This window comes from Ruegeria sp. YTSB088 (assembly GCF_059609825.1).
The window spans coordinates 86,950-103,512 of record NZ_JBXWMM010000004.1 but is presented as its reverse complement, the minus strand read 5'-3'; the positions used below and the strand labels follow the sequence as shown (position 1 = coordinate 103,512).

16 protein-coding genes are annotated in these 16,563 nt (G+C 54.5%); 12 read left to right on the top strand and 4 right to left on the bottom strand.

What is annotated here, in order from left to right:
* Positions 1–414: 414 nt before the first annotated feature.
* From AC2FFA_RS07950 to AC2FFA_RS07915, 8 genes are all read left to right on the top strand, one after another.
* Positions 415–849, top strand: coding sequence for a hypothetical protein (locus tag AC2FFA_RS07950; protein ID WP_496850993.1), 435 nt, complete (start codon positions 415–417; stop codon positions 847–849).
* Positions 846–1,511 carry a MotA/TolQ/ExbB proton channel family protein gene (locus AC2FFA_RS07945; protein ID WP_496718419.1) on the top strand — a complete coding sequence of 222 codons (666 nt, stop codon included), beginning with the start codon at positions 846–848 and terminating at the stop codon, positions 1,509–1,511. Before AC2FFA_RS07950 ends, AC2FFA_RS07945 begins: the two co-directional genes overlap by 4 nt.
* A gap of 25 nt (positions 1,512–1,536) precedes the next feature.
* Positions 1,537–1,869 (top strand): ExbD/TolR family protein, encoded by a 333-nt coding sequence (locus tag AC2FFA_RS07940; protein WP_496850991.1) that lies wholly within the window; start codon positions 1,537–1,539, stop codon positions 1,867–1,869.
* Positions 1,870–1,873: 4 nt separating this feature from the next.
* Positions 1,874–2,251 (top strand): ExbD/TolR family protein, encoded by a 378-nt coding sequence (locus AC2FFA_RS07935; protein WP_496850989.1) that lies wholly within the window; start codon positions 1,874–1,876, stop codon positions 2,249–2,251.
* Positions 2,248–3,396 carry an energy transducer TonB family protein gene (locus AC2FFA_RS07930; RefSeq protein WP_496850987.1) on the top strand — a complete coding sequence of 383 codons (1,149 nt, stop codon included), beginning with the start codon at positions 2,248–2,250 and terminating at the stop codon, positions 3,394–3,396. The genes AC2FFA_RS07935 and AC2FFA_RS07930 overlap by 4 nt, the downstream gene beginning before the upstream one ends.
* Before the next feature lie 201 nt (positions 3,397–3,597).
* Complete coding sequence (locus tag AC2FFA_RS07925) at positions 3,598–5,520, top strand: DUF3604 domain-containing protein (RefSeq protein ID WP_496850985.1); 1,923 nt, start codon at positions 3,598–3,600, stop codon at positions 5,518–5,520.
* 160 nt (positions 5,521–5,680) lie between these two features.
* Positions 5,681–6,511 carry a peptidyl-prolyl cis-trans isomerase gene (locus AC2FFA_RS07920; RefSeq protein WP_496850983.1) on the top strand — a complete coding sequence of 277 codons (831 nt, stop codon included), beginning with the start codon at positions 5,681–5,683 and terminating at the stop codon, positions 6,509–6,511.
* Positions 6,508–7,497, top strand: coding sequence for a HupE/UreJ family protein (locus tag AC2FFA_RS07915; protein WP_496718427.1), 990 nt, complete (start codon positions 6,508–6,510; stop codon positions 7,495–7,497). Before AC2FFA_RS07920 ends, AC2FFA_RS07915 begins: the two co-directional genes overlap by 4 nt.
* A 162-nt stretch (positions 7,498–7,659) precedes the next feature.
* Here the strand turns inward: AC2FFA_RS07915 and AC2FFA_RS07910 are convergent, their stop codons facing one another.
* A complete protein-coding gene (locus tag AC2FFA_RS07910) occupies positions 7,660–8,607 on the bottom strand; it encodes a helix-turn-helix domain-containing protein (RefSeq protein WP_496850981.1) in 948 nt (315 codons plus the stop codon).
* Between the two features lie 57 nt (positions 8,608–8,664).
* Here AC2FFA_RS07910 and AC2FFA_RS07905 point away from each other — a divergent pair, with 57 nt between their 5' ends.
* From AC2FFA_RS07905 to AC2FFA_RS07890, 4 genes are all read left to right on the top strand, one after another.
* Entirely contained in the window at positions 8,665–8,886 is a 222-nt protein-coding gene (locus AC2FFA_RS07905; protein ID WP_117873753.1) for a hypothetical protein, read from the top strand.
* Positions 8,887–8,890: 4 nt separating this feature from the next.
* Positions 8,891–10,555 carry a sulfatase-like hydrolase/transferase gene (locus AC2FFA_RS07900; RefSeq protein ID WP_496850978.1) on the top strand — a complete coding sequence of 555 codons (1,665 nt, stop codon included), beginning with the start codon at positions 8,891–8,893 and terminating at the stop codon, positions 10,553–10,555.
* A gap of 142 nt (positions 10,556–10,697) precedes the next feature.
* Entirely contained in the window at positions 10,698–11,675 is a 978-nt protein-coding gene (locus AC2FFA_RS07895; protein ID WP_496850976.1) for an HlyD family secretion protein, read from the top strand.
* A 17-nt stretch (positions 11,676–11,692) separates the two neighbouring features.
* Complete coding sequence (locus AC2FFA_RS07890; protein ID WP_117873743.1) at positions 11,693–12,439, top strand: porin family protein; 747 nt, start codon at positions 11,693–11,695, stop codon at positions 12,437–12,439.
* Positions 12,440–12,698: 259 nt separating this feature from the next.
* On the opposite strand, the gene AC2FFA_RS07885 is transcribed toward AC2FFA_RS07890, so the two are convergent.
* From AC2FFA_RS07885 to AC2FFA_RS07875, 3 genes are all read right to left on the bottom strand, one after another.
* Positions 12,699–13,769, bottom strand: a complete 1,071-nt coding sequence (locus AC2FFA_RS07885; protein WP_496850974.1) for a DUF2793 domain-containing protein — start codon at positions 13,767–13,769, stop codon at positions 12,699–12,701.
* 167 nt (positions 13,770–13,936) lie between these two features.
* A complete protein-coding gene (locus AC2FFA_RS07880) occupies positions 13,937–15,376 on the bottom strand; it encodes a mannose-1-phosphate guanylyltransferase/mannose-6-phosphate isomerase (protein ID WP_496850972.1) in 1,440 nt (479 codons plus the stop codon).
* Positions 15,377–15,445: 69 nt separating this feature from the next.
* On the bottom strand, positions 15,446–16,339 hold the full coding sequence (locus AC2FFA_RS07875; protein ID WP_496850970.1) for a UTP--glucose-1-phosphate uridylyltransferase: 894 nt from the start codon (positions 16,337–16,339) through the stop codon (positions 15,446–15,448).
* Positions 16,340–16,563: the final 224 nt, after the last annotated feature.

Below are 16,563 nucleotides of genomic sequence, written 5' to 3'. Positions count from 1 at the left end.
TATAGGCAAATATGCATGACTTTTCGCATTCTAAGCAAGTTTTATGTGAAAACGGCCTTCAAACAGCGCTTTAGGCACATTTCCATGATGACCCGATTTGGCGCAGTTTCGCTTCTTTTTTGCGTGTTAAGCACCCGTATCAAAAAAGTGCGAGAGTTGCTGGCTTTTCAGATTTGACCCGACAATATCTTCCTGCTTGTGCTGATGCGCGGGGCAGTCTTGGACGGAGTTGAAATTCTTATCGAGCAACGTATGTCTTACCGTGTGTGTATGTACATCAACACACGCTACGATCCTTTTTCTATGCCACCATTCGCGGTTCTTTAATGTGACATGCCCCTCAGGTAGAAACGCAGATGGGCAAGCTGACGGTCGCTGCCTTATTGTTCCAGCGCTGCAACACGGAGTCTGTTCATGCTGTTTCTTCGCCTTATTGTCGCGGCCATGTTTTCTGGCTGTTTGCTGTCCACAGCATCTGCGCAATCTGGCGCCGAATCCTCTGCCCGACTATTTGTGGAACTGAACTCGGCTGAGGATGTCGCCGGCGCGTGCAGATTGACGTTTCTGGTCAAGAATGAGACCGGGCAGCAGATTGATGGCGCTGTGTTTGAAACCGTCATTTTCGACACCGAAGGTGGTGTCTTGAACCTCTCGCTGTTCGATTTTCGCGACTTGCCGGCCAGCCGACCCAGGGTGCGCCAGTTCGACCTTCCCAACAGAGCATGTGACGCAGTTGGGCAAGCCTTGATCAACGGCGCAAGCTCCTGCGTTGTGGATGGTTCCGAAAGCGACATATGCGACAGCACCCTGACGCTGAGCAGCAGGGTGGAAATGGAGTTGTTGGGATGAGCCCTCTAGCCGCACTTCGCGAGATTTTTGAACTGGGCGGGCCAGTTGTGGCGATATTGATCGCAATGTCGGTTTTGACGCTGGCGGTCACTCTCTACAAGCTCTGGCAATTTGCAGCCTGCGGTGTCGGGCGACACAAGGTGCTGTCTGAAGCTCTGGCTGCCTGGGATGCAGGAGATCAAGGTGCTGCACGTGCAAGACTGGCGGACAGCAGCAGTTATCTTGCCCCCATTGTAGGCGCGGCGATGAACGCAACGGGGGTTCCCGGGGCCGATGACCGGCTGGATGCCGAAGCGGGTCTGGCGCTTGCCGGGTTGGAACGCGGTTTTCGATTGTTGGACACCGTAGCGCAGCTGGCGCCTTTGCTGGGTCTTTTTGGTACGGTGCTGGGTATGATCAGTGCCTTCCAAAGCTTGCAAACCGCGGGGTCATCGGTTGATCCATCGCTTTTGGCCGGGGGGATCTGGGTGGCCCTGATAACCACCGCTGTAGGTCTGGCTGTTGCGATGCCGACATCGATGGTTTTGTCCTGGCTTGAAAGTCGAACCGCACGCGAGCGTGTTTTTGCGGACAAGGCTTTGCGTACGGTTCTGGTCCCGGGTCATTCCATCCAAAGCACAGAGGCGGCCGCACAAGTCCCGGTCGCCCCAGAACATGCGTAACACTGCGCCTTTTGTGCGGCGACGCATGTCGATGACGCCTCTTATCGACGTGATCTTTCTGCTTTTGCTGTTTTTCATGCTGTCCTCGACGTTTTCGCGATTCAGCGAGATCGAGTTGAGCAGCGCAGCCACAGGCAGGAAAACCGACGTTGAGCCGCCCGAGCGCCTTTTCGTGCAAATTGGTCCGGCACGTGTGGTCCTGAACGGTCAACCCTTGTCGCTTGAGGAATTGGTGGATCAGGTCCAAGCCGGTCAGGTTCTGGTAAGCCTTGATCCTGAGACAACCGCGCAACGTCTTGTGGACCTGCTTGCTCCATTGCGTGGGCGCGAAGGTTTGACGGTCAGAGTGTTGGAGTGAGGCAATGATCCGCTACATCCGACCCGGTCGAAATCGAGATTCCACCATTCCGCTGATTAATGTCGTCTTTCTGATCCTGATCTTTTTTCTTATTACAGGTACCATCGCACCGCCGTTGGATCCTGATCTGAATTTGGTGAACACTTCGGATCTTGAAGGCCGTGAGCCGCCAGATGCGCTTGTTCTTCATCGGGACGGAACGCTGAGTTTTCGCGGCAATCCGATCGAGGCAGAAGCTTTCATGGCTGCGCATGAATCGGGACCCGTGCGGATCGTTCCTGACAGGGATGCGTCGGCCCCTCGATTGATGGAGGTCACCAGCAGTCTGCGCCGGTTGGGTGCGCCATCCGTATTCCTGGTGACCGAACAGGCTCTCGAATGATCAGGCGGTCCGTTTTCGTCGCAATCTTTGCGATTTCGATTTCCGTGCTGGTGCATCTCATGGGCCTGATTTTTACAGTGCCAGAGTTGTCAAATCAGGCTTCGGACGAAAACAGCACAGACACAATCGACCTCAGCAACGCGTTCGAAGAGTTTGCCGATACCAGGATTGAACCCGTTCGGCCCGAGCCGAATGAGCCCCCGACACCCCCGGTCGAGCCGCCAACCCAGCCGCAAGAGGCGGAGATTCCGACAAGCGATGCCCGCGTTGCATCGCCGAACCCGCAGGAGACTTACGCACCGGACACCGGCGATTCAACGATCATTCAGCCGAGGGCACCGGATGAAGTCATCGTAGAACCTGTAGAACAGAACCAAGAGGAGAAGGGCGAACCCGATGAGGCTGGCGGAGCCACCTCCGCAGAGCCTGAAACAGTGGCCGAAACACCTGAGGTGCCGGCTGGCGAGACGGTTGCTCCAGTTGAGCCGACTTCTGCTGAAGAACCGGTGACCGAGGAACAGCAACAGATTGCCGCGTTACCGGTTGAAGTGGTTCCGGATGCTCCGGAAAACACGCCACCACTTGAACCTGTGATACCGGATGAAGCATCGGAACCCTTAGACGAAGACGCCGAACTGCCCATACCCGATACAGAAGCGAATGAATCCAAACAGGCCGTGGTTTCGTCACTCCGGCCACGTCTTCCAGACCGCCGTCCGCAACCTGCATTGCGCGGGGCATTGAATCCGACGAATAACTTTGAAGCTCTTCGCTTTCCGGAACAAACGATTGAATCACCTCTGGCGACGTATCAAAGAGAGGGTATCGACGCTTTCCGACAAAACCGCGGCGGCACCCGTTCAGGCGGGCGGGGGCCGGGAAACTCGGACAGCACGAACTATGCAGGTCAGGTTCTTGTTCATCTGAATCGAGCGCCAATCGTTTACGTTGCCGGTCGCGGCTATGCGCGTGTGTTTTTCCAGATTGACCCAGATGGTTCGTTGGCTTGGGTTGATGTCGTTGAAAGCTCTGGCTCGCCGGAAATAGAGCGCGCAGCCAAAGAACAGGTTCGAACCGCCGCACCTTTCCCGCGCCCGCCTGGGGGCGTCAGCCGGAAGCTTTCATTTTACTATCAGATAAGGTGATCCGACGGGTCTTATCAGGTGAACACGACTCGCGATCACCTTAGCGGCTTGCGCCAAATTTCCTGATTGCGCCGGTTTGCAGCTCTCAGATTAAAAAATAACCTGTTGGTCGATAGAATGTGATATAAGAAAATGGGAATATAACAATGGCGCGATGAAATTCGCCCACACCGCTAAGTATTCCTAAACTGGGAGGTCACTTTGTTTCGGAAATCTGCTTGCATAATCTCACTCGTATTGGTCCCTGCTGCTGCTGTCTCTGACGCCGTACCCAGCGAAGATGCTGCTGAGGGATTGTTTTCTGATCAGCCCTATTCCCCTTACGCCCAACGCACGTTTCCTGAACGCCCATTATGGGGGGACACTCACCTTCACACCGGGCTTTCGCTGGATGCGGGTGCTTTCGGGAACACCTTATTACCGGATGAGGCATGGCGTTTCGCCAAGGGTGAGCAGGTCATTTCTTCAACGGGTCAACCTGTAAGACTGTCACGACCGTTGGATTGGATGGTTCTCACGGATCACACAGATCTGATGGGGTTTGCGCCGGATTTGCAGGCCGGTAAGCCGGGCGTTCTTTCTGATCCGAAAGGACTGGAGTGGTACGAGGGGTACAAAGCCGGCGGGGAAGAAGCCGGTAAAGCAGCTTTCGACATCATTACCAATTTTTCGCAAATGACACTGCCAGAAGTCCTGTTGGAGGCGTACAGCCCAGGTGCCGATGCTTTTGCGTTTACCTGGGAAAGCATTGTCCTGGCGGCCGAGCGGCACAATGATCCCGGCAGCTTTACTGCTTTCATCGGCTTTGAATGGACCTCGGTGCCGAAAGGGTTCAACTTGCACCGGAATGTCATGCTGCGCGATGGGCCAATCAGGGCGCTTCAAATGGTGCCACCGGTCACGCAGCCTCCCTACGGTGATACGGATCCAAAGGCGCTATACGCTTGGCTTGAAGAGTATCAGGAAAAAACGGGGGGGCGTGCAGTGGCCTTTGCCCATAACGGAAACCTGTCGAACGGATGGATGTTCCCAACCGAAGACACGTATCACGGCGGCAAGGTTGACGAGGAATATGTCGCGGCCCGCGCGAAATGGGAGCCCCATTACGAGGTCACGCAAATCAAGGGTGACGGCGAAGCGCACCCTTTCCTGAGCCCGGATGACGAATTTGCGGACTATGAGAACTGGGACGTCGGCAATCTGGATATTACCGAGTTGAAGACCGATGACATGCTGGCTGGTGAATACGCTCGCGAGGCGCTGAAGCGCGGTTTGATGCTGGAAGAAAAGTTTGGCGTGAACCCATACAAGTTCGGTATGGGCGGCGCGACGGACAGCCATACCTCTTTGGCCACCGCCGAAGAAGACAATTTCTTTGGAAAATCCGTCAGCGTCGAGCCCTCAGCCTCGCGTATCAAGCATCCGTTCATAGCCAATGACCTTGGTGAAATTCCCGGTGACCTGCTCGTCGCCTCCGGATACACGGCTGTCTGGGCTACCGAGAATACGCGCGCGGCGATCTTTGATGCGTTCAAGCGCCGCGAAACCTACGCAACGACCGGCCCCCGGATCGGTCTGCGGTTTTTTGGCGGATGGGATTTCAGTGACGCTGATGTTGAAACCCGTTTCCTTGCCAATGTTGGCTATACCAAAGGGGTGCCTATGGGCTCGGATCTGCGCCCGCGCGAGGGTGAGGGTGCGCCAAGCTTCCTGATCGCCGCCCTGCGCGACCCGGTTGGTGCCAATCTGGACCGTGTTCAAGTGATAAAAGGATGGCTCGATTCCGAAGGTGTCATGCAGGAGAAGGTCTATGACGTCGCGTGGTCGGATAACCGTGAAGTTGATCAAAACGGCAAGGTCCCTGCGGTCGGGAACACTGTGGACGTGGACACCGCCAGTTGGACCAACACAATCGGAACGGCCGAACTTGTCACCGTATGGTCAGACCCGGACTTCGATCCGAACGCGCGCGCATTTTATTATGTCCGCGCCATCGAAATTCCGACCCCGCGTTGGATCCTGTACGACAAACTGAGGTATGGTATCGAATTGCCCGAGGATGCAGTGCTTACCCATCAGGAACGCGCATATTCGTCCCCGATCTGGTACACACCGGCAGAGTGATCTGCTGAACAAACGAATTGAAAGCCGAGGCGGTGATCTCCACCTCGGCGAATTCACCACGTTTCCGGAACACCTGGATTGCTCATTTTCTTGCAAAACCCAACCGGTTGATGACAGCATCTGTACGTAGAACCCGAGCACGTTTTACGCAGGAGACTCCATGCGAATACTGAAAGAACCTCTGTTCCATTTTTTCTTGATTGGAACGGCATTTTTTATTTGGTTCGATATTGTTGCACCGGACAACGAGACCGTCGAAGATCTTGAGGTGATAACAATCGACGAAAATGACGTCGCATTATTGTCTGCTCGGTTCAAAGCGCAGTGGAAACGCCCGCCAAGTAAAGCGGAGTTAGAAGCTTTGGTCGGTGCATCAATTCGGGAAGAGGTTCTGGTCAGGGAAGCAAGAAAGCTTGGTCTGGATCGCGGAGATACCTTGATAAGGACCCGGTTAAGTCAAAAAATGGACTTTCTGACTGAAGCCATTGCAACGTCGGTAGTTCCGGAGGACGAAGCTCTGGAGGTATTTCTTCAGGAAAACGCGGAACGCTATGCAACGCCTGTCATGGTTGCCTTTAATCAGGTCTTTCTTGGAGAGAAACCCGGAGAGGCCGAAATCGAGAAAGCACTGGCCACCCTGCGCGCGCAGCAAGACTTTTCCGATTTGGGCGGTTCGACATTGCTGCCGGCGTCAATGCCCTTGTCCGCGACGCGGGTTATCGAGTCGGTCTTTGGAGGAGGTTTTTCGAAAGGCATCACAGAGGTCGAAACAGGTCAGTGGACGGGGCCGATCCAGTCAGGTTACGGAATTCACCTTGTTGAGGTCGTTGCTATCGAGCCCAGTCAAACACCTCCTTTGGCTGAAATCCACGACGCGTTGCTGCGGGATTGGCGTCGGGAAATGAGTGAAGCTCTGGCGCAAGCGCAATACGATTCTCTTACCGAAAACTACGAGATTGTGGCGCCCGATCTTTCAGGCCCTGCCAAATGAGAGCCGCGATTTGCTTGCTGTTTGCGCTGCTGTTCGTGTGGTCTGCAAATTTCGCCACTGCGCATGCGCTTGATCCGGGATATCTGGAAATTCGTCAAATCGCTTCCAATACATGGAGCGTTCATTGGCGAAAGCCTGATGTGAATGGTCAACCGATGGCGATTGACGCCATATTGCCAGATGGCTGCACTCCGGCGCGTGGCCCTGATCCTGTTTCCGACAGCCGAGCGTGGATTTCATCCTGGATCGTCGAGTGCCACGCGGAAATCGCGGGTCAACCCATTGCCATTGAAGGCCTTGAGACCCAGAGAAACGATGTGTTGGTGCGTTTACACCCTCTGGATGCTGAACCTGCGACGCTTCGTTTTACCCCGGATGTCAGTGTTCAAATCATACCTTCTGAACAGTCGACATGGTCAGTGTTTGCAGCATATTCTCAGTTGGGTTTCGAGCACATACTGGAAGGCTGGGATCACCTTCTGTTTGTCTTCGCGCTGTTTGTTCTGGTCCGTGATCCGTGGAAACTTGTGGGGGCAGTAACAGCGTTCACACTTGCGCATTCAATAACATTGGCGTTGGCAACGATTGGCGTTTTGAATGTTCCCGGACCACCGGTCGAGGCCGTTATCGCACTGTCCATCGTGTTTCTGGCGATGGAGATTGTCAAAGGCGGTGAAGGACGGTTCCGGCTGTCAAAGCAGAAACCCTGGATCGTCTGTTTCGGGTTCGGTCTTTTGCATGGCCTTGGTTTTGCAGGGGCTTTGGCTGACATCGGACTGCCCTCCAACGATATTCCCGCGGCATTGCTGGCCTTTAACCTCGGTGTCGAAGCTGGGCAGCTGAGTTTTATTGCTGCTTTGACTTTGCTTTTGGCGGCCTGGCGGCTGGTAGCACTTCCAGTAGGTAGAAATGCCACGGTTTTGACCGCGTATGGGATCGGGTCAGTGTCAATGTACTGGCTGATAGAACGCGTAAGCGGGTTTTGAACCGCGGCGAAGTCGCGAGAGTTGAGCAAGACATTGTAGATCATGACGGCGCACGTGCCTGAAGAGGAATACGGCCAGAGCCTGGCTTGCAGAACTTTTACGCCGTTTTGGGTTTGATGTCATGAAAAGCCATGGTCACAGACAACACAAAGACAATGGTGCTCAATCGACAGTAGCCGATGGTAATTCGCCGAAACATTTTCGGTAATCCTGTGAGAACTGTCCGATATGCCAAAAGCCATATCTGTTTGCAGCGTCGGAGATTGATATTTCGCTGCCCTGCTCCACAAGCAACCTACGAACCCAGTTGAGGCGGAGTCTCGTGTAATATGCCTTTGGGCCGATTCCGAATTTTTCGTTGAACGCGCGTTCCAATGTGCGCAATGACACACTGATATCCCCGCAGATCTCGCTGATGGGGACGTTTTCGTCCGGGGTCGCCGTCATCCGATCGACTGCCGCAGAGAGTGCCAGAGCTTTTCGGTTAATCCGCGGTTCTCTGCGATCCGCCCCGCCCCCCGAAGCGATCCGGAGCAACTCCTCGATCAAATGGGTTTCGCCCTGTTCCGACGAACTTGGGTTCGCCAACAAAGCCTGAATGTCGTTCAGAAGCGCAGCTGAGCGATCAGGTGGCGTTGCAGGTAACAAAAAGGCCCCGAATTCTGTATCAGAGGCTGCGATCCCCAACTTTTCAACAATTTCCATCGCATACTCAGTTTCAACTGTCATCGTATATCCGCCGAACCCGCTGTCGCTGATACAGTCGAACTCATCGCCGCTGCCGAAGGACAGAAACGGTGGTGTTTTGATGCTGATACCCTTCCAGTCCGTTAGTTTTGAATGGGTAGGGATGCCAAACGTGAGATGGCCTTTCGGAGACGCGCCGATTTGGTGCACACGCCGAGAGAAGCCAAACTTTACAACGGAAATAAGTGGGCTGGACCTAACTTCGAAATCCGCCTGCATTTCGCCGTCTTCGATCTGACGGAAGTCCATATCCCATTTGGATATTGCGGTGATCTGGTTCGGATCCCGAAAAGTGGCTTCAAAAAACCGGGGTGCTTCTGGCAGCGCCAAGTCTTGTTTTGTCGAATTTTTGATGCGGTCCAATATTTCTCCCCTGTAGTTTGCATGAAAAGCTTAGTCGAAACATAGGAATATGTTCAAATGAAATTGCCCGATCCGCTTGCCTCACCCAAACGTGGCCGCCCTCAGCTTCCGAAAGCGGAAGTGCGGTCCGAACGGATCGTGACCCTTCTTACACCCTCACAGCGTCACAGGCTCACACGTCTTGCGGAGTCTACTGGTCAGACACTTTCCAGTGTCGCCCACGATCTTATCGCACAGGGTCTGGAGCGAGAAGAAAACCCAAGAAAAAAGGATATCTAAAGAAATGGATCTAAAGTTTTTTTTGCTCGGCTCTCTGGCGATCAGCGCACCAGCCTACGCGCAGAATGCACCCATTGCGCATGATTCCGAATTCTATATCCTTCAGGCCCAGAACAAGGATGCCTGGGAGCAGGATGATACCGCCGTTGATCAGGCTCTCGCGGCGTTTCGTGAAGAGAACGGCGGCAAACCTCCGAACATCATAAGTATTCTGGTCGATGACATCGGTTTCGGGGATATGGGTATCCCAGAATTGAACGCGGTACGCGGTATCAGTACGCCGAACATCAACGATTTCTCTGACGAAGCGATGCGCATGGTGCGCATGTATACAGAGCCATCCTGCACCCCGACCCGTGTGGCCCAGACGACCGGTCGTCTGCCGGTTCGGATCGGAATGGGTGATACGACCGTCGACATCGCCGGTTTCGGTTTGCCCGGAGAGGAAGTGACGCTTGCCGAGGTTCTGAAGGCCGAAGGATATGCCACCTCGCATGTCGGCAAGTGGCACATGGGTGACATTGCCGAGAGCTGGGCAATGAACCAGGGGTTCGACTATGCGCAGCACGCCGTTCATCAACAGGGTCAATTGACGATTTTCAATGACGATGCAATCCGCGAACAGGTTTCGGTTGGAATTGCAGATTTCGACGACGATTACACGATCGACGACTGGTTCCGTCCCGACGCATCGGCCATGGCCACGGTGATCGAAGGAAATGCCGGCGGACCTGTTCGTGAAATCCGAATGGAACCGGGTGAACGTTGGAACGCAGCCAAATATGACGAGATGAACCAAGCTTTTCAGGACAAAACCCTTGCTGAACTGGAACGCTTGGCTGGCGGCACAGAGCCATTCTTCCTGCAGTACTGGCCGATGATCCCACTGGACAACACGCGGGCTGGACGGGACGGACCGGAAAGCGTGAATGGCGGTCTGTACGCCGACAAACTGCAAGAGCTGGATACGTATTTGGGTGAAATCTTCACGCGCATGGACAAGCTTGGTGTGGCGGAAAACACGATTGTCGTGTTGATGGGCGACAACGGCCATTTCACCAAGTATTCACCGGAATCCGGCTTTACGCCAATGGTCTATCGCGGAGGCAAAGGCGATACGACCGAGGGCGGGGTTCGCGTGGACGCTTTCATAAGGTGGCCGGCTCTGATTGAACCAGACAGCATGATCAACAACATTATTCATGTGTCTGATCTTTATACGACACTGGCTCGGTTCGGCGGCGCGGTTCAGCATATTCCCCGAGACCGGTTGATTGACGGTGTGGATCAATCTGCCTCGATCCTGTTTCAAGATGAAAGCAAAGGTCGGCGTGATCATGTGATTATCTATTCGGTGAGTACTCCGAAGGCGATCGTCAAGGACAAGCTGAAGCTCAACCTGCCCGGGCCGGGTCAAAATGCGATCATTGCAGATTTCTTTGATGTGATGCGCGACACGCACGAAAAGTACCCGGTTTCAACCGAAGTTGGTGCGTGGGGCGGGCAGGAGTTCATCCGTATACTGGGACGCCACATGGCGAGAAAAGAGCTGTATCCAGATACTGGCCCTGCCACAGGTATGCCGTATGAAGGAATTGGAAACCTGCGACCGGAAACTCAACAGGCAGTCGAGGCTTTCATGGTCAAACGATCTTCGGTGCAACAATGAAACAGGGCCGCGCGCATCAACAGAAATGCGCGGTCATGCGAGTGACAAGTTAGGGGGCAACATTGGCGTACTATTCCCGCTGCATCCATAACCAAAACTGCAACTCACTGGTATCAGCAGCTCTGCGCACCGGAGTAAGCGTATGCTTGTTGTTTTAGGGCTCTATTTCGGAGTGATCTGGGTGGTGTTTTCCAAGCTCGGGCTACTTCCATGGAACCGGTTCTGGAAATCTGTAGTCTACGGGGGCGCCGCAATCATTGCTCTGGTTGTAATCGGGGCCCTCAACCACACCACGCCGACTGGTCCTTTTTCAGCGCAGGGTGTTGCCACCAACATTGCCCCTAATGTGTCAGGTACCGTCATTGACGTTTCAGTTCGCCCCAATGAGCGGGTCGCGAAAGGGGATCCGCTGTTCCGGATCGACGATACGCCTTTTCGGATTGAGGTCGCCCGCCGGACGGCCAGTCTTGAATCTGCTCGTTCTGCGGCAGATCAGTTACAGTCCGACCTGGCAGCGGCGGAAGCCGACATTGAATCCCTCACCGCGCAATTGACCTTTGGCGTCCAGCGCCGTGACGACTTTGTCGATCTCGAAAAGCGAGGGGCAACGACAACCTTCCAGTTGCAGGAAGCCATGTCTGCCATCGATCAACAGTCCGCAAATCTGCCCGCACCCGAGGACGGCTTTGTCACAGCCGTTTCTCTACGTCCCGGAAATCGTGTGTCCGTTGCACAGGGGGCTATTTCTTTTATCGTCCCCGATGACCGCTATCTGATCGCAAGCCTACCGCAATCAAGTCGTATGAATGTTGCCGTCGGCAGCAAGATACGCCTTGCTCTGCGAACCTTGCCGGGCAGCGAGAATTCTGGGACAGTCGTATCGCTTCCCGTGGGAGCGGCAGAGGGAGCTGTCGACTTGCGTACGGGCCTCCCATCACTGAGCGATCTGGCCGGTGTGTCCAGTTATCCGGTGTTGATCGAAGTTCCGGACCAGTTGAATATCGATGAGCTCCCGTTAGGGACCTCTGGCACCACACTTGTGGTAACGGACAAGGCCGGCGCAATTGGTGTGTTGGCGGAAACCCTGTTCTGGATCACTAAGAAGTTGAATTACATCTGAAATACTGGAGGGACGAAATGAATATAGAATATGGGATTAAAGGGATCGGTTTAGCCTTGGTTATGGCGACTGGAACAACCGCTTCCGCGCAGCAAAGCGATTGGTCCTATGAAGCTACGGTTTACCTTTTCATGCCTGAAACAGAAACGTCTATCGAAACGCCGTCGGGGACATTGGACGGAACATTGAGTTTTTCTGACGCTTTGAGCAACCTGGATTTCGCCTTCATGGGCGCGTTTGCGGCATCCAATGGGCGTTGGAGCCTGCTGGCAGACTACAACTATACAAATTTATCTTTTAGCAACACCGGATCCGGTCCGGCTGGATCCAGTCTCGACACATCATTTACCACCCAATTCCTCAGTGGATACGTGGCTTATCGGGTCTATGAAGATCCTACTGTTAAACTGGACATTGCTGGTGGTTTCAGATGGTTCAGCACCGAAACAAATTTCACACTGACGCCCAGCTCGGCACCGGGGCGTACGACTACAGTTGACGGCGATTGGGTCGATCCGGTCATTGGCGCAAGGGCACGTTTCGTCTTCTCTGAAAAATGGACGGGAACCGGGTTCGTTGACTATGGCGGCTTCCGCAACGGCAGCGAAACGTGGCAGGTTCTGTTGACGGCAGATTATGCCATCAATGATAGATGGGTGATCCGTGGCGGATATCGCTATATCGCCTTCGACCATGAGATCGGCGGCAACGATTTCGAGTTCAGTCAGTCCGGGCCGGTGATCGGGGCGACCTACCGATTCTGATTTATTGTAAACGAATATTGTTTGCGGTTTCGACCTGGCACGAGACTTCAGACGGGCAGATCGCGCAAGTATGGTGGGTGCAACCTCCCTCTATGCGTTGTTTGCTACATTCCTTAAGCGGGAGTTCCAGCAACCATCTAGCTTTTTCCGGAGTGGTGAAAGGCTGCAAACCCGGTGATGCGGGGATGGCGCGGAACGGGTCGCAACCGATTTTCAGTCGGAATGGCCGCCTGATCCGGTATCCAGGCGGCCCTGCCTGTCAGAACCAGCGACCAATGGCTGTGACGGATGGTGCCAGGGCTGCCGAATCCGAGATCGCCGAGAAGACAATGAATGTCGATTGGGACGACGAAGGCGTATCAAACCCGGTAAACCGGGTCGCAACGCCTCCAGAGCCGTTCAGGTTCGGGGGCGTCGAAAAGTCAGCCGGAAAATCCCAGGTTATTGGGCCGCTTTTGAAAAGAGCACCCTCAGCAGTCGTGCAGGCCACGGGAGCAAGCGTGGCCGTACAGATCTGAGTACCGTCGGCAAACCGCACGTAATCTCCGTTGGCATTGCTGCCGCGCTCAATGGCCACTCCGGTCGGAACGCCAGCGTTTTCCGTCACTGTTCCAAGAAGGTTGCCGGGTCCGTATCCGTAGTCGGCGCGCATCAGGCGGCCTGTGGTTGTATCACTGGCATCTGCCTGAACAGCTGTCCCTGACACGGTTCCGGCAACAGGATCAAAGGTCATCACTTCCGTCCAGTTACTGCCATCGGGAGACACTTTGATGGAAAATCCAGTGCCGCCAGACAGTCCCATTTCGGCGTGACCGGTCCAGTTCGATTGAAACAACAGCGATGCTGTATCACCTGTGTTGGCTTTGTTGATCTTTAACTGATGTCCGCCACCTTCGTGGCTCAGCAACGTCGCAGGGCTGCGAACGGACAGGCGGTTCGTACTGTCAGAATTTGCAGCCACCCCGACTCCGTCAAGGTTCTGAGTGCTGACTGGCAGGGGGCCCCAAGTTGTTCCTGTCCAGTATTTCAGAACTCCGGTCGCTTCATCCCAGGCCCGCCAGCCGATGCCGGGGGTCACGAAATGCCAGGCGTTGTCCAACCAGGCGGCAAGTTCGTCGGCATGCCCTGCCCAGTCTCCGGTCGGGTTGGCTCCAAGAGCATGAACTTCGCCTTGCGCGGGGACAACAGGCGGGGTTACGGAATCCGTTGACTGTACCGAGAGTTGCACGACCAGATCGAGCTGTCTCAGGGCTTCGTTGTGGGTAACATGTTTTTGCGCTTGTGCCGGTTGCAGCAAAGGCAGGTTCAATCGGGGGGATGTTTGTGACACGGGGGTGCTCCTGTGGCGTCGGTCCGAAACTTCGGTTGCGCGCTACCCTGCCGTGAATAGCGTCAATCCTGTCTGACCGGGCCGACCGCCCAGGAAATGTTTTGCTAAGTTTTGGTCCTCAGCTTGGAAACCGCCACTGAATAGGCGCGCGTTAGGATCGCCCAGAATTAATCCCGGGCGTAAATGTCCTCGTATCGGATGATATCGTCTTCACCCAGGTAGGTGCCGGTCTGAACCTCGATCAAAACCATAGGAACTTTCCCAGGGTTTTCCATTCGGTGCGTGGCTCCCAGTGGAATATAGACTGACTGGTTTTCGGTTACCAAACGCTCCTGATCATCGATAGTGACCTTGGCTGTGCCTTCGACCACGATCCAATGCTCGGAACGATGATGGTGAGACTGCAGGCTGAGCGACGCGCCTGGATGAACATGGATGCGCTTGACCTGAAACCTGTCGCCGATCACTAGGCTTTCGAACCAGCCCCATGGTCGATGATCCACAGGCAATGATTCAGCCTGTTTCACCCCTTTGGCCTTTAGTGCCGTAACGGCCTGTTTCACGTCCTGGGCCTTGTCCATGCTCGCGACTAGAACCGCATCGGGCATCGCAATGGTGATTACGTTTTCAAGACCCATTGCCACGACTTCCAGCGCGGGCGACTCGGATCGTATCAACACGTTGCGGCAGTCGATTGCGGTTACTTCTCCGTTGGTTGCTACTCCGTCTTCATCGGGGTTCGATAGCTCTTGAACCGCGGTCCAGCTTCCGACATCAGACCAGCCGGCAGAATACGGCACCACGCTTAGGTTCGAGGCTTTTTCCATCACTGAGTAGTCTATTGAAATGTCGCCGACACCCGCCCAGGCTGCTGGGTCCAGTCGGAGAAAGCCCAAATCTGTTTTTGCCTCTGCAACGGCCTTTTGAACTGGTGGGATCAGTTCGCTCGCGTGCTGTTCAAAAGCTGCTATGATATCGCGAACTGCAAACAGGAAGATGCCTGAGTTCCAAAGATAACTTCCATCCGACAGCATCGCCTCGGCCGTTTTCAGATCAGGTTTTTCTACAAAACGATCCAATGGGACAACTTCATGGGTCGATTCCGGAGGATGGCGAAGTTTGAGATAGCCGTAACCGGTTTCCGCGTGTGTCGGAGTGATGCCAAAGGTAACCAGATCGCGCCGTTCACTTATTGTCCGTACGCCTTCAGCAACGGCTTGATGAAAGGCTTCCATGTCCGGAACCACATGATCTGACGGCGCCACAAGCATGATGCCCTCCGGATCACGCGCTGCCAGAAACAAGGCTGCGGAAAGAACGGCGGGGGCCGTGTTGCGCCCTTCGGGTTCGATCAGAATGGGGCCAGGGTCAATTCCGACGGCCGACAATTGTTCCGGGACAATAAAGCGAAATGCCTCGTTGGTCAGAATCAGGGGCTTTGCATATGGCGCTTGAGATGGTCCGAGCATCCGTTCCGCGCAATTTTGCAGCAGGCTTGTTTCGCCGACCAGCTGAACGAATTGCTTGGGATAGCTTTTGCGTGACAGGGGCCACAAACGTGTTCCCGATCCACCGCAAAGAATGACGGGGTAGACTGTATTGGTCATGCACGTGCCTTCGAGCTTCGGGTGACTGACGGTATTGCCATGTTTTTAGTCAAGTATAACCACCCATGGCTACTGAGCAGCTTTCCCAGTGGCGACAATGTCGTTCAGATATTGGCTCAGATCATCACGCAGGTCTTCGCGGGCAAGAGCAAAGGCAACGGTGGCTTGCAGAAAGCCTGATTTTGAACCGCAATCAAAACGCTGACCGTCGAATTTGTAACCGAAGGCAGGAACGCCGGCGGCAATGTCCTGGGCGATGGCATCGGTCAGCTGGATTTCACCGCCACTTCCCGTTTTTTTTGCGTTGAGGTTGTTCAAAACGGAAGGCCGAAGCACGTAACGGCCGATGACCGCCAGATTGGAAGGTGCTTCCGATGGTTCGGGCTTTTCAATCATGCCTCTGGTGGGGACGACGGATCCGATATTGTCGCCAACATCGAGTACGCCATAGGAACTAGTCTTTTCCTTCGGAACTTCCATCGCCGCGACCATGTTGCCACCAGTGTCTTCGTATGCCTCGATCATTTGTTGCAAACAAGGCTTGTCGGCGGCGATGACATCGTCAGGCAGCATCACGGCAAAAGGTTCATCGCCGATCAGCCGTCGGGCACACCAGACGGCGTGTCCCAGTCCCAGTGCTTTGTGCTGGCGGATATAAGCGATCGCCCCGCTTTCCATATTTGTCTTGTTCAGGATTTCCAGAAGCTTGTTCTTGCCTTTGGCTTTCAGCTCTTGCTCCAGAACCAGGTTGTGGTCGAAGTAATCTTCAAGCGCGGATTTTCCGCGTGATGTCACAAAAATGAATTCCCTGATCCCGGCGGCGCGGGCTTCGTCAATTGCGTACTGCACCAGCGGACGATCCACCAGCGTCATAATCTCTTTCGGTACGGATTTGGTCGCTGGCAAAAAACGCGTCCCCATGCCCGCTACTGGAAAAACCGCTTTGGTGACTTTGCGTGTCATGGTGCCTCTCAATATATTAGTTTTGCCAGAAGAGCAGGAAATGTCCGGAGTGTCCTCATAGGCTGCAATACCCTGTCAATCAATGATGCCTGATGGATCAGGCATGTAATCAGTCAAATCGTGCCACTTTGCCAAGGAGGAGTCAAAAGCCTGATCGGATGCGATATGCATACAATACTTGCGCATCAGGTGCTTGGATAGTTGGCTGTTTACCTCCTGTAGAG

Coding starts and splice junctions, on each gene's coding strand:
- AC2FFA_RS07940 (WP_496850991.1), top strand. CDS start 1,537: ATGTCGATGACGCCTCTTATCGACGTGATCTTTCTGCTTTTGCTGTTT.
- AC2FFA_RS07950 (WP_496850993.1), top strand. CDS start 415: ATGCTGTTTCTTCGCCTTATTGTCGCGGCCATGTTTTCTGGCTGTTTG.
- AC2FFA_RS07875 (WP_496850970.1), bottom strand. CDS start 16,339: ATGACACGCAAAGTCACCAAAGCGGTTTTTCCAGTAGCGGGCATGGGG.
- AC2FFA_RS07905 (WP_117873753.1), top strand. CDS start 8,665: ATGAAATTGCCCGATCCGCTTGCCTCACCCAAACGTGGCCGCCCTCAG.
- AC2FFA_RS07895 (WP_496850976.1), top strand. CDS start 10,698: ATGCTTGTTGTTTTAGGGCTCTATTTCGGAGTGATCTGGGTGGTGTTT.
- AC2FFA_RS07880 (WP_496850972.1), bottom strand. CDS start 15,376: ATGACCAATACAGTCTACCCCGTCATTCTTTGCGGTGGATCGGGAACA.
- AC2FFA_RS07890 (WP_117873743.1), top strand. CDS start 11,693: ATGAATATAGAATATGGGATTAAAGGGATCGGTTTAGCCTTGGTTATG.
- AC2FFA_RS07900 (WP_496850978.1), top strand. CDS start 8,891: ATGGATCTAAAGTTTTTTTTGCTCGGCTCTCTGGCGATCAGCGCACCA.
- AC2FFA_RS07935 (WP_496850989.1), top strand. CDS start 1,874: ATGATCCGCTACATCCGACCCGGTCGAAATCGAGATTCCACCATTCCG.
- AC2FFA_RS07930 (WP_496850987.1), top strand. CDS start 2,248: ATGATCAGGCGGTCCGTTTTCGTCGCAATCTTTGCGATTTCGATTTCC.
- AC2FFA_RS07920 (WP_496850983.1), top strand. CDS start 5,681: ATGCGAATACTGAAAGAACCTCTGTTCCATTTTTTCTTGATTGGAACG.
- AC2FFA_RS07945 (WP_496718419.1), top strand. CDS start 846: ATGAGCCCTCTAGCCGCACTTCGCGAGATTTTTGAACTGGGCGGGCCA.
- AC2FFA_RS07915 (WP_496718427.1), top strand. CDS start 6,508: ATGAGAGCCGCGATTTGCTTGCTGTTTGCGCTGCTGTTCGTGTGGTCT.